Below are 13,756 nucleotides of genomic sequence, written 5' to 3' on the forward strand. Positions count from 1 at the left end.
CTTCGCGTTACGAGGATGGATGATGCAATATATAACGACTCTTTTTCATCAGTATCCTGAAGTGGCCGTCTATCTGACGATGGCTCTTGGGTTCTGGTTTGGGGCTCTGAAATTCGGTAAATTTAGTTTGGGTGTTGTAACCAGCACCCTAATTGCTGGATTGCTGATTGGACAATTTCATATCACTATCCCGACCATCATGCAGGCGATGTTTTTTGATATGTTTTTATTCGCCGTTGGCTATTCGGTGGGACCGCAGTTCATCCGTGCTATTCGCAGTGATGGTCTGCCGCAGGTTTTTTTTACGCTTATCGTTTGCCTCTCAGGGCTGGGTACGGCCATTCTTATCGGTAAGGGTCTGCATTACGGCGGACCGATGACGGCGGGATTACTAGCCGGAGGCTATACCAACTCAACGATATTGGGCGTGGCTTCAAGTCTGGTTCATCAGAATAAAGATGTGAGCGGCGCAGCCATTGCTCTGATCCCGGTTGCGTATGCCGTAACCTATCCATTCGGTACGGCAGGATCGGCCTGGTTTCTTTCATCTTTTGCCCCGAAAATGATGGGTATTAATCTGGTTGAGGCTTGCAAAGACTATGAGAAACAGCATGGCTCGACAAAAATAAAAAACTCCGCTTATCGAGCCTATACCACTCGTTGCTATAAACTGACCAACCAGAAGTTGTGGCACAAATCGGTCAATGAGGTGGAAGCAGACTTTGGGCATGAGTTTACCATTCGACGTATGCGTCCTGATGAAAAGACAAAAACGGTTGAATGCGATGCCACAACAAACCTGCTGCCAAACGCGATTATTTCTATCAGTGGCCCACTGGCGGCTATCGTGAAACATCAGGCCAACTTCGGGCAGGAAATAAAAGATGAAAGCTTGCTTGACTATGCGATTGAAGAACTTGATATCGTGGTTCTTGAAAAAAACTACCTTGACAAAAAACTGGGTGACCTGGTAACTGAGTTCTTCGGGACCCCCGGGCATGGCCTTTTCCTGACCGGACTGACTCGCGCAGATGTCCGCACAGAACCCAATATGTCCCTGTCGCTACAGCGGGGAGACGTACTCAGTGTTCGGGGACCTAATAAAGATGTCGAAAGGTTGGCATCAAAGCTTGGCTATGCTGACCGGCAAAACGAAAGCTCAGATATGGCATTTATGAGTTTCGGAATCGTCGTGGGATGTATTCTGGGTGCTATCACATTGCACATTCATGGCATCCCACTCAGTTTAGGCACATCAGTTGGAGCCATCGTAGCAGGGATTGTATGTGGCTATTTGCGTGCAACACGACGCACATTTGGTCGTATACCCGTTCCGGCAATCTGGGTATTTAATAATTTGGGGTTAAACGGCTTTATCGCCATTATTGGACTCAATGCCGCCTCCAGCTTCATTGCCGGTCTGCAAAATTACGGTCTGGTGCTCTTTATAAGTGGGATTATTGTCACGCTGGTACCACTTATTGTTGGAGTATTACTGGGGAAATACGTTTTCAAATTCCATCCGGGCATTCTGTTTGGTGTTTGTGCTGGTGCACGCTCCACGACCGCTGCACTTGGGGCTCTTGAGTCGGCGGCTCAGAGCCACGTTCCAGCCATCGGTTACACAATTGGTTATGCCGTATCACGGCTGGTGATGGCGATTCTTACCATATTCCTGCTAAATATTTTTTAGCCGAAAAATACAGTTCCCACGACAGGAAATACCGAGGGAACTGTATTGAAAACAAAAGGGAGGATGGGCATAATTTCCCCCTGGGCTAGAATAAACCGCCACACTGAGTACTAAAATTATGCAAATCACTTCCCAGACAGATATCTGTAAGAAATGGCTGTTAAAAAAGAAAAATCAAATACTGTGGATATTATTGGCATTTTCGCTTGCTGTTGTTCTGTGGTTCAGTTATTACAATTTCCGAGTCGATTTCAAGTCTCAGACAGACATTTTAACTTCCCATCTGTATCAACAGGGACAAGAACTGACTTTTGATATCAGCCGCTATGAATTTATCCCTCTTTCGCTATCATTTGACAATAATATTACTGAAAGTTTAAGAAATTCCGGAGAAAACAGCACATTCGGAGACATTAATTCTCGGTTAAAAATGCTACAGACCAGAATTGGTGCTCAGGCAATATTTGTCGTAAATAGTCAAGGGAATATCGTTTTTTCAAGTGATGCAGAAGCATCAGACAGTCTGGTTGGACACAATGTTAAATATCGACCGTATTTTCAGCGAGTGAAAGCGGGGCTCACCGAGCACTATTTTGGTGTAGGTACGACACATGATGTACCTGGCTACTATCAGTCCAATGGATACTTTTCAGGCAATGAAAAGCTGGGGGCAGTGGTCGTTAAGGTCGATATTAATGATTTACTTAAAAATATACAGCCTGGACAGGAAAATATCTTACTCGATCAAGCTGGTGTTATCGTCAGTACCCGGCATGCTGCGTGGCTATACCATTCGCTAACAAAATTACCTGCTCATACTCTGAGTGAAGTGAACAAAGAACATAAATATTTATCCACAGCAATATCCCCTCTGGCCTTTAAAAAAATACGAACCATTAATGCCAATGCTGAAGAGATTATGATCGATGACACTCGATATATCATGGTCAGGCAGTATCTCCCCAAAATCCATATGACGCTTTCCACGCTTTCCCCCGTCAGCATCCTGTACAAAAATATTGCTGTGCGAATCGCACTCGGAACCGCAATACTTATTTTTGTAGTGGTTTCAATTTTCATTCTTGCCCAACGCAATCAAATTATTCACCTTAGGTTGGAAAACCAGCAGATGCTCATTACGGCTTATAATCGACTCGAGGAACTTGTCAGACAAAGAACGCAGGAGCTGGAAACACAACGGTATGAGCTGGAAGTAGCACTTCGCCAGCGAATAGCTTCTGAAGAGGCACTATTAAACATGCAGAAAGAACTGGTTAGGAGCGAGAAGCTGGCTGCCATTGGACGGCTTTCGGCAGGTCTTGCTCACGAGATTAATCAGCCACTCTCTGCAATAGGTATCATGGCAGCCAATGCTGTACGGTTTATGGCGATTGCAGAACACAATGAGGTGAAAGCCAATTTAGAGCGTATCAGCAGGCTGGTGGATTTTATCGGACGAATAAGCAATCAACTACGTTCATTTTCCCGAAACAGCGATGACGTAATCCAGAGTGTACTGGTTGCAGGGAGTATTGACAATGCCATGCTCCTGCTGGGCCACAGGTTTAAGGAGCATGAAAGCCGTTTTGTTCGTCATCCCCCCTCGTATAACCTGTACTGCTTCTGTAACAGCGTTCGGCTAGAACAGGTTCTAGTTAATATTATCAGTAACGCTCTCGAAGCGGTGAAGGAACGGCATAATGAACGTCGCGTCAGTGTGCAATGGTATCAGCAGGAGAATGACGTGGTAATTGATATTGAAGATAACGGTCCGGGGATTCCAGTCAGCATCATAGAACACATTTTTGAACCCTTCTTCACGACTAAAAAAAATCACGGACTGGGGCTGGGGCTGGCGATATCAGCAGATATTATCCGTTCCTATGGGGGGACCATCAGCGTAGAAAGCCGTGAGTCAGGGGCGAAATTCACCCTCCGTTTGCCCGTAGTACCATCGATTAAGCCGGAGAACAAGAATGACTGAGTTTGACGTGTTACTGATTGAAGATGATCTGGATGTTCAGCTTGGCTGCGTGCAGGCACTGAAGCTTGATAAAATTAAAGCTATCGGGGTGAATTCTGTGGAAGAAGCCCATCATCTTCTTCCTGCTCTGCGACTGCATGGCATCGTTGTCACGGATATGAAGCTCCCTGGCATGAGTGGGCTGGACTTTCAGAAAATGCTCAATGAGCAGATTCCCGATCTTCCGGTCATTATTATTACCGGTCACGGCGACGTCGCAACCGCGGTGGAAGCAATGCACAATGGTGCTTACGATTTTTTATCAAAGCCCTTCATGCCACAGCAGCTCACGAATGTTGTACGGCGAGCCCTGGATAAGCGGCGTTTACTTCAGGAGGTTTATTTATTAAAGCGACGTCTTGCTGATGTGAGCGCACTAGAAACCAGACTGATTGGCAATTCCGCAGCAATTATGGAAGTCCGCGAGGTCATCAAAGATATTGCCGTCACTCCCGCCAATGTCATGATCTATGGTGAAACGGGCTCAGGAAAAGAACTGGTGGCCCGTTGCATCCATGAGCTCAGTGGTCGCACTGGACCATTTGTCGCGATTAACTGCGGAGGGCTCCCGGAAACACTTTTTGATAGCGAAATTTTTGGCCATGAGTCCGGCGCATTCTCCGGTGCGCTAAAGCAACGTATTGGTAAACTAGAATATGCTAATAAGGGCACTCTCTTTTTGGATGAAATTGAGAGTATGACACTGCCGATGCAAATCAAACTTCTGCGCGTACTTCAGGAACGTAAGCTGGAAAGGCTTGGATCAAACACTCTGATTCCTATTGATATTCGGGTCATTTCGGCTACAAAAGCCAATTTGCTGGAGTTGGCAGAGCAGGGGCAGTTTCGCACAGATCTGCACTTCCGACTGGATGTAGTCAATCTTAGATTACCCCCTTTACGTGAGCGTGTAGAGGATATACCACTGTTGTTTAATCTTTTTGTGAACCAGTCAGCGACCAGTTTTGATCGCCCTGCACCTGAGATTAAAGAGACAAAACTTCATCAGTTGATGGCATGGCAATGGCCTGGTAATGTGAGAGAACTGCGTAATGAAGCTGAAAGATTCGTACTGGGTGTCAAAGGTACAATAGGCGACATCCCTTCAGATATATCTTCTTTTTCACTGACACAAACTGTTGAACAATTTGAGAGAGGTTTGATCGCCACTGAACTGGCTCGTCATGAAGGCAGCCTTTCCCGCGTAGCGGAATCTCTACAGGTTGCTAAAAGCACACTCTCAGATAAGGTAAGAAAATATGGACTGAAATATTGAAGTGAAGAACAATTTCGATAATCATTATATTGGCAGTTGCCACATCAGTTCATACTCAGGGTCAGATTATTGGCGCGGCAGAAGCGTTGATAATCGTCACAGCCAGACAGAAAGCCTTGGTACGAACGTATGATGACTTTGCTATCAGGTTTCGGCGTAACCCGGCCATCATTATAGAAGATCATACAGCACGATGTTCATTGATAAAACGGTATCTAGGTGGGCTCTCTCGCAAAGCACTGCGCAGCCTTTTTCAGAAATTGCTGCGCTTCTTCGGTAAGATTCAGCTGAGAAGAGAACATTCTTAATTAATCCACTTAATTTTGTTTCTGCCCGAGTTTTTAGCTGCATAAAGCATTCTATCACTCGCTGATTCCCATTCCCCTAGCCTCAAACCTTCTTTCCATTCAGAAATACCAGCACTGACGGTAACTGGAATAATTCCACCGGAAGCCATAAAAAGGCTTTCCGCAATCAGTATCCTTATTCGGTTTACGATCACAAAAGCATTATAAGCATCGACATTTTTCAGTAATAAAATGAATTCTTCACCGCCGAATCGAGCACAGATATCTCCTGCACGGATATGGGACTGAATGATCTGAGAAACACCTATAATTACTTTATCCCCCTCAGGATGTCCATGTATGTCGTTTATTTTCTTAAAATGATCAATATCAATAATAACAAGTGAATGTCTTTCATTCCCATTGAACAGACTTATTTGTCTGTTTGCCTCACTGTGAAAAAATCCTCTGTTGTACATACCAGTCAAGAAGTCATGTTCAGCGTTAAACTGAGAGTCACGTTCTGCTCTCTTTCTTTCTTCATTAAGATCATAAAACCTCAACATTTCACCTAGTGTTTTTATGACCGGCTGGATCATTGTAAGATGCGTCGGATTGATTATGCTTTTTTGAAACAAACATAAGTGCCCATAAATTATCTCATTAAAGGAGATAGGTATCACAATCACCGGAAAAACAGAATCAGAAAGAAATGAATAACAGCCTGAGCATAGAGTCGAAATTTTATTCAGTTGATCTGTCAGAAGGTTCTCATTCAATATATTTAAAATCTGTTTTTCATCATTTTTTCCCTTAAGCTTAGTAGATGAGTGAAACAATTTTGTGCTTTTTTTATTTAAAATAACAGATGCATGCTCAGCTCCTGTGACATTTACCAGTTCAGGTAAAATGCTTTTGCACACTTTCTCCGTATCATGATCATTAAGAAAACCATCATGCATTTTGACCAGAAGAGAAAGTATTTCCCCCCTGCTATGTGAAAGCTGGTTGCTGATAATCTCATCGGTTATATCATAGGCGTACTTGACTATTTTATACACATTTCCATATGAATCCCGTAGTGGACAGTATGTGGCGTGGATCCAGAAAGCCGATTTATTTTTCCCTATTCTTTTGAACCTTCCGTCAATAAAATTACCATGGCACAATTTTTCCCAGAACTTATTGTATTCAGCAGAATCTGCATAATCGTCCTCACACAGTTCTTTATGATGATGTCCTTTTATCTCAGACAGACTAAAATGACAAATGTCTAGATAGTTTTTATTGGCTTTTAATATATATCCATCAGTATCAAACTCAATGATTCCCTGAGCCATGTTTATAGCTTTTGATTTGTAACTTCGCTCAATTTCTTCCTGCCTGAGCACAGTAATATTTTGGGCAATTTTAACCACTCCGATAAAAATACCTTGATGATTAATGATTCTTGTATATGTGGCATAAATCCAGAATATAGAACCATTCTTCCTCTTTCTTATAAATTCCCCTTTTCTTATTTTACCTTCTGCTAGCTGACGCCACCATTTTTCATGCTCACCGGCTTCATCAGAAACAAAAAGCATATGGTGAGGTTGATTTATGAGTTCATTTTTATCATACCCTGACAGCTTGCAAAAAATTTTATTCACATTTTTTATCATTCCAACTATATCGAACTCGACAACCCCATATGTATTGTCCAGTGCCTGTATTTTTGCATATTCAGTATTATTGGTTAAGTCACGCTTAAACATTTACATACGTATCCAGAATATTAATGTGACGATAAAAATAGTATCAGCATTCATCCCCCCTTTCAATCCAGAAGTTTTATAGGATGGGTTAAATATTTTTTTCTTTAACAAAGGAAAATCAGAGGGATGAATAAAAATATCAAATACAATATTTGATATTTTTTCTATTCTATTCATAATTTTCTTGTGGGCATAAATTATGTATCCCTGAGCAAGTCAGTAATGAGAAACATGGTTAGAAAAATCCATAATCAACATTCAGGCCGATGAAAGTTCGGCCCTGGTGGTTTCTGGTGTTAACATTTAATCCAACGGCTGCTGGCGAGTGTATTCACCAGTCTGGTTAGGTGCCTCCGGCGCAGCACCGGCAGGAACTCTGTTGCCAGAACTTTATGGCGTCCGTGCTTTATCATCTGATAGCCGATTGTGATTAACTATAACTCCTTCAAGAGAAGCAGCCCTACTCACCTGTAGCCAAAAAGTCTGAATTCAGGTGCCAGTGTATCAGTGATACAGATCATACATTTGGATAAAAATATGAATCGGCCGGGCGCTGCGCTTTATAACGGTATGTTGGCTGTGGCAAACAGCCTGCCGACTGGCATGACATTGCGACAGAGTCGTCGCGTTGCATATCGTTGCAACCTCTTCTGAAATGTAGTGCAATACTTTGCACCGGGCCATTTAACGTGTCTACTTATTCCACATGGCTCCGACAAGAAAACTATTAAATACTCAGAATCGCCAATTCAGACTTACCACAAATACTGAAGGTAGTATGATCCCCGACACCACACCAAAATAATTAGTGAAATTATACTGTACCGCATGGTAAATATAGGGGGGCAAAACCTACCCTTGTTATTTTTTTAAAGGAGTGATAAATTCCTGCATTGCCACATTGGCTAAATTTCTCAAAGAAAAAATCGCCGGTATAACCATAAATGCCCTTATAAAGAATATTGCCCTGTTCTGCCCATTCTCTTCTGATACCCAGAGAAAGGCAGCGATTTCCGTAACTGTTCCTCATTGTCCCGACGAGTAAACTGTAGTCTGAGTTGTCAGACATCTTCTTTTCTACGGAAAAAAACCATTATCAAATTTTTCCGTATACAGGCCATGATTACCAATCAGATGGTAAACAAATGAACCGGTGTTAAAGGAGAACGTCTCAGCCCCCTGAGCAAAAGGAATTGTCAGTGCGGAGGAAATAACAAAAAGAGATATACAATATTTATGTAAAGGCATCCTGAACAGTATCTTGGTGTGATCAACATAACTAAATCATAGCATTTATACATGCATAATATCCAATGTGTTATGCCATCATCAAGTGATAAACTTGGAAAATATATACATACCAATATTACTGTTACTTTTGTCAAAATTTATATGAATAAAATAGGCATTGCATCTTGCTGAATTGCCATTGGGCATTCTTTATTATCAGTTTATTAATTAGCTTGTTAAATATAACTCTATCTCTTAATGGCATAGGCACGTGGTCAGCACAATCCAGCAAGATGAAGTCTTCGGGAGGATAGGACAATCTTCATTTTTTTCTACTAACTAAAATGTACCTTTGAAAAAGTAGAGATTCCTGAGTAGACTGGATGGCAGCATCCAGCCGCGTTTTTCACGCAGCGCGCCGTCCACTTTTCGGTACCGGGTTCTGATCCGTATGGCACATCACACCGACCCGCAGCTGCTGTCCCGAGTACCGTCTGATGAATCGGACCCCTCCCTACTACCAGCTCTGCTCTGTGACACTGTCATGCAAGCAAACCCTGCACAGGCCTATTTACTCTCGCTGAATTCGGCACGCAGCCGACAGACCATGAGTTCCTTTCTGAAAATTGTTTCCCGCATGCTTGGCGCCGTCTCGCTGGCTGACTGCAACTGGTGGGCTCTGCGCCGACATCATGTACTGGCTCTGGTTGAGATGCTACGCGACGCCGGGCGTGCGGTGGCCACGGTCAATACCTACCTGTCGGCACTAAAGGGGGTGGCTGGTGAGGCCTGGATGCTGAAACAAATGGACGTAGAAAATTACCAGCATATCCGGGCAGTACGTCAGGTTCGCGGCAGCGCACTGCCCCGTGGCCGGGCGCTGGCACGGGAGGAGATCCGTGCTCTGTTTTCGGCCTGTGAAGCTGAAACCGGCAGCATCGGGGTCAGGGATGCGGCGCTGCTGGCTGTAATCCTCGGCTGTGGACTGCGCCGATCCGAGGCGGTGGCGCTCAGTTATGAGGACATACGGCTCGCCGACCGGGCTCTCAGGGTCCTCGGCAAGGGTAACAAGGAGCGGCTGGCTATGTCCCGGATGGTGCCTGGCAGCGGTTGCAGTTCTGGGTGGACCAGGTGCGTGGTGAGGGGCCGGGAGCGCTGTTTCCGCGGATCCGCCGCCACGATGTGGTGACGGAGTGTCGGCTCACCGACCAGGCTGTGTACCATATCCTGCAGGTACGTCAGCTACAGGCCGGACTGGGAAAATGTGCGCCGCATGATCTGCGGCGAACTTTTGCAACGGCGATGCTTGATAATGGCGAGGATTTAATTACTGTCAAGGATGCGATGGGCCATGTCAGCGTGACCACCACCCAGAAATATGATCGGCGCGGAGAGGAGCGCTTGCGGGTGGCCCGTAACCGGATTGTTATTTAGGGCATTTAAAATATATCTCGTGCATCTTTAGCATTGCCGGCAACACAGAACTGCAACAATCAAGATTGATGGTGCAACCGTACGCACAGATCGTATGGTTGAGAGCCTTCCCTTTCATGCCAGTGTGAAACCATAAAGCAATTTTAGCTTCAAGATAGGGTCACTCCGCCAATGATGCCGCAAGACATATTTTTCTCCGGTTGCTCATCCTCACTCATGTAGGAGTACCCCATATGCATCTGTTCAAATGCATAGGAAGCAGAAGACGTACCTCAATATTCGTTCATCAGGATACGGATGTAGGATGGACGTTTTATCAATCAGAAACACTATTGAGAGATATACACCATTTCAAAGATTGAATATTCAGTATCGATTCATTGTTCAATCTTGTCTCAACAGACACGAAGAAAATCTTTCTTACGTGTCAGACAAAACTGTCGAAAATTCTTCGAATCCTTACCAAACTTTCGACTTATTAGAGCCCTATCCTGCTTTTTACAATAATCAAATCTCTCGTTAATTATGACTATATTCTGCTCATCATACTGGTAAAATGCTGCATCTTTATCTTTGCTGACCACAAATTCATGTTCAACAGGAATCTCCGCCTTCGAACCCTCATGCTGATTCTCTCTGTCGGCGGGATCCTGCTGACTTCTGTTTTACTTCTGGGGGCTCTTACACTCTTTCAGAAAGGCAATATTGTGGACAGTGTCCTCGAAAGCAATATTGCCTATGCGCGCAAACTTGCCGATACAACAGATCGCTACCTTATCACAGCACAACGCGAGCTATCATACAGCGCTGGACTTATCACCGAGCTGAACGATAAGGCTCAACTGGATCAGGAAGCCCATCGTCTCTATCAACAGTCCGGTTTTTTTAATTCCGTAGTCATTGTCACGGCTGATGCAGTTATCGCTGCTACGTTTCCGGAGAGCATGTCGCTTGTCGGTGTCCGGCTAAGTTCTGATGTCAATAAGCAAGCGATTAAAGATAAAAAGGCATTCATATCTGAGCCTTTTGTATCCGTCTCCGGAAATTATGTCGTATTTCTTTCCTGGCCGTTGTTTTCGCCGGAGGGGAAGTATCTCGGCTACATCGGCGGTACCATTTACCTCAAAAAGCAGAGCATGCTCAGCGAGATACTAAGTCAGCATTTTTATGACGACCAGACGGATGTCACCGTGGTAACTAATGACGGGCAAATCATTTTCAGTCATAACCCTTCGCTTATTGGTACGCGTATTCAGTATTACACGGCACTACTGAACCGTCAGGTCCATGCCCGTAGCGGTCATTTCGTGAATAGTAGCAACAGCAAGGCAGACCTCATTGGATTCGCCAGCCTGAATCAAGCCGACTGGTGCGTCCTGATTTCAGGCTCATCGATGAACGTGTCACATATCCTGCTCCGCAGCGCAGTTAATGCCGGATGGTTCACACTAGCGATCATAGCCCTCACCGTGGCCATTGCGACCTACTTCGCCTCCCGGCTTGCGGAGCCGCTTGAAAAACTTGCCGAATTTACCCGTACAAATGACAGCGAGAGTGCGCTCCGGCAACTGACCAGGCTCAGTCCCGGATACCTGGAAGCAGAACGTCTCAGGGAATCCGTTAGTCACCATCTTCAGTTAATGACATTACGAGTGAACACCCTAAGTGATGAAGCTATGAAAGACCCGCTGACCGGTCTATATAATCGCAAAGGTTTCAGCTTACAAGTTAGCGAATATCTACTTTGCGGTGATCACAGCGTTGTAGCCCTCGACATTGACCATTTCAAAAAAATCAATGACCAGTATGGCCACGAAGGCGGAGATGCTGTGCTCGTTGCCCTCAGCGAAAATTTGCTCAGTATATGCAGGGACTGTGATGTGGTCTGCCGCTCTGGTGGCGAAGAATTTATCATCTTTCTTCCCGACACAAATCGCGAGGCCGCCGTTGCGGCAGCGGAAAGGATACGATCTTCGGTGAACCAGGACATATTTCCTTTTGTCGGCAATGTCACTCTCTCTGCCGGCGTTGCAACATTGTCAGACAGTCTTGACGATCTCAGATTAGCGCTTCGTCAGGCTGACCTTGCACTTTATGAGGCAAAAAAGGCGGGCAGAAATATTGTGGTTGCCAGTATACCAGAGGGACTATCAGTATTTCAGGTATATAAATACTGAACATTCCCTTATGGTTTTTATATGCGGGAATCCAACAACTTCCGGGCAATCGGTCAAATTATTTAATGATTTTTTTCTGTACATGCAGTACACCTTGGTCGAATTCTAATATGATATTTTATATTTCCACGGATATCCTTTCATTTTATGGTCACTACTGGACTGTTTCAATCCAATATGTGCCCTGCTTAATCTTTTGGGAAAAGTCACAATGAAATATCTAAGGAAATGAATTGGCTACAAATAATTAAACTTATATTCTTTGTACTGATTCATATGCAAAGTTATCTTTTGCAATCCTAATGATTAGGTATTGATATCATGAAAAGATCATCAGTCAATAATAAAGATAATAGCTTTATTGCTTTGTTAAAATAAAGTAATTATAAATCAATATACTACCATTAACTACTATTCAATAAATATTTTTAAGTTAATTTTTTAGCTGGCCAAAATATTTCTCCCACACCGTTTAGACAAGGCCGTGAAAAGAGAAAACCCTGAAATAGATCTATGCCAGATGACTGAAGCCAACACCATTCATCTATTTTTTCAATACCTTCTGCTACAAGGCTTATGCCCATATCCTGACTAAATTTAATCAACGATGAAACAATAGCCTGTTTGGGACCACTAACATGAATATTTTTAATTAATTCTCTATCGAGTTTCAATTTATCAGGTTGAAGTCTTGATAATAAATTAAATCTGGAGTAACCTGCTCCAAAATCATCTATAGCGAGACCAATTCCGGCTGCACGAATACTTTTTAGTATACCAATGAATGCATCAAGATCCAATATTAAATCATTTTCAATGATTTCTATCGTGACCTGATATGGCTCAAGGTTACATTCGTGTATGGCCTTAATGATAAAATCCACGGAATTACAATTATGAACTAAAGAACCCGGAAGAAGATTAATTGAAATTCTTTCATATGGTTTGAGCAATTTTTCGGCTAATTTTAGTGCCACAAGTTTAGATTCAAGGTCAAATTTGTACATCTCCTCATCAGACATTGAAGAAAAAATCTCTGCTGGAGAATGATTTTTATTATCACGAATCAGAGCCTCAAATGAAGATATACGCCTACTGAAGGGGTCAACTATAGCTTGCAAAGCAAAAGAATAATCTTTTTCGTGCGCACCGAAAAAATTTACAATACGCTCTTGGGAGGCGTTTTTCTTCATTACCCAGTTAGAAGGATAAAAGTTAGGCTGTAATTTACCCTGTCGTCCTCGTGTAATAAAATTATTTATAAAATAGTACACCCTTTTGTTTACAGATATATTCCAGTGCTCACCCTTATTTAGTAAATCCAGGGCTCCCAGATGGTTATTTAGTTTATCCCTTAGATCAATGAGTCTAATTCCGTAGTTATCAAAATATCTTTTAGGGGAGTAATCTCTCATTAATTCAACAATGTCCTGATGACGCTGATCTGCTCGAATCTTGTTGAAGATATAATCAACTTCAAACTCATCCCCTTCAATGACTTGGAAAAAATCCTCACCATTATATATTAGCACGCCTGTCAATCTTAGAGATTGATTTTTTATATTAGCATTATGAATTAAATTATTCAAATCAAATTCTATATCATTTTGACTCGACTTACTTTGGTAGATCAACGTGGTAAGCATTTAGACCCCTACATCAAATGTTAAAAAGTACTTCCTTTTTGTTATCGGCATTTAATTCTTAAACCTGAGTTTTATTATGTTTTTTAATTGCCCCTCAACGTTGCCTCACGGTCTCCCTTCGTCCATCCGTCACAGCATGGCTGCGTTGTCGCCACCAACAACTGACTGATTTGTTGATTGAGATGTGTATTGCGCTAATCTATCACTTTGGGGCCCGGGCAGATATAGGTCAA

Annotated in this window: 6 protein-coding genes and 2 pseudogenes; 5 read left to right on the plus strand and 3 right to left on the minus strand. The window is 43.3% G+C overall.

All coding sequences use genetic code 11. The annotated features are described in order from the left end of the window. Positions 1-19: 19 nt before the first annotated feature. From ABU190_RS17685 to ABU190_RS17695, 3 genes are all read left to right on the plus strand, one after another. Positions 20-1,693: a hypothetical protein gene (locus ABU190_RS17685; protein WP_354691995.1), complete on the plus strand. Its 1,674-nt coding sequence runs from the start codon at positions 20-22 to the stop codon at positions 1,691-1,693. A 118-nt stretch (positions 1,694-1,811) separates the two neighbouring features. After that, the gene (locus ABU190_RS17690; protein WP_354691996.1) at positions 1,812-3,677 is read left to right on the plus strand and encodes an ATP-binding protein; all 1,866 of its coding nucleotides are present in this window, start codon (positions 1,812-1,814) and stop codon (positions 3,675-3,677) included. Further along, entirely contained in the window at positions 3,670-4,992 is a 1,323-nt protein-coding gene (locus ABU190_RS17695; protein WP_354691997.1) for a sigma-54 dependent transcriptional regulator, read from the plus strand. The genes ABU190_RS17690 and ABU190_RS17695 overlap by 8 nt, the downstream gene beginning before the upstream one ends. 304 nt (positions 4,993-5,296) lie before the next feature. Here ABU190_RS17695 and ABU190_RS17700 read toward each other — a convergent pair whose 3' ends face one another. Both ABU190_RS17700 and ABU190_RS17705 read right to left on the minus strand, forming a co-directional pair. Beyond that, a complete protein-coding gene (locus ABU190_RS17700) occupies positions 5,297-7,036 on the minus strand; it encodes a sensor domain-containing diguanylate cyclase (protein ID WP_354691998.1) in 1,740 nt (579 codons plus the stop codon). Positions 7,037-7,771: 735 nt separating this feature from the next. Further along, positions 7,772-8,263 (minus strand): annotated as a pseudogene (locus ABU190_RS17705) (hypothetical protein). Between the two features lie 454 nt (positions 8,264-8,717). Here ABU190_RS17705 and ABU190_RS17710 point away from each other — a divergent pair. Both ABU190_RS17710 and ABU190_RS17715 read left to right on the plus strand, forming a co-directional pair. Next, positions 8,718-9,700, plus strand: a pseudogene (locus ABU190_RS17710) (tyrosine-type recombinase/integrase). Between the two features lie 590 nt (positions 9,701-10,290). Beyond that, positions 10,291-11,877, plus strand: a complete 1,587-nt coding sequence (locus tag ABU190_RS17715; RefSeq protein ID WP_354691999.1) for a GGDEF domain-containing protein — start codon at positions 10,291-10,293, stop codon at positions 11,875-11,877. Between the two features lie 428 nt (positions 11,878-12,305). On the opposite strand, the gene ABU190_RS17720 is transcribed toward ABU190_RS17715, so the two are convergent. Beyond that, positions 12,306-13,523: a diguanylate phosphodiesterase gene (locus ABU190_RS17720; RefSeq protein WP_354692000.1), complete on the minus strand. Its 1,218-nt coding sequence runs from the start codon at positions 13,521-13,523 to the stop codon at positions 12,306-12,308. Between the last annotated feature and the right edge of the window lie 233 nt (positions 13,524-13,756).

The organism is Phytobacter sp. RSE-02, assembly GCF_040578655.1.
In the GTDB taxonomy this organism is placed as follows: Bacteria; Pseudomonadota; Gammaproteobacteria; order Enterobacterales; family Enterobacteriaceae; genus Phytobacter; species Phytobacter diazotrophicus.

Bases quoted from the DNA above. Each gene is read 5' to 3' on its own strand.
- ABU190_RS17715 (WP_354691999.1), top strand. From the start codon at position 10,291: ATGTTCAACAGGAATCTCCGCCTTCGAACCCTCATGCTGATTCTCTCT.
- ABU190_RS17685 (WP_354691995.1), top strand. From the start codon at position 20: ATGATGCAATATATAACGACTCTTTTTCATCAGTATCCTGAAGTGGCC.
- ABU190_RS17690 (WP_354691996.1), top strand. From the start codon at position 1,812: ATGCAAATCACTTCCCAGACAGATATCTGTAAGAAATGGCTGTTAAAA.
- ABU190_RS17700 (WP_354691998.1), bottom strand. From the start codon at position 7,036: ATGTTTAAGCGTGACTTAACCAATAATACTGAATATGCAAAAATACAG.
- ABU190_RS17720 (WP_354692000.1), bottom strand. From the start codon at position 13,523: ATGCTTACCACGTTGATCTACCAAAGTAAGTCGAGTCAAAATGATATA.
- ABU190_RS17695 (WP_354691997.1), top strand. From the start codon at position 3,670: ATGACTGAGTTTGACGTGTTACTGATTGAAGATGATCTGGATGTTCAG.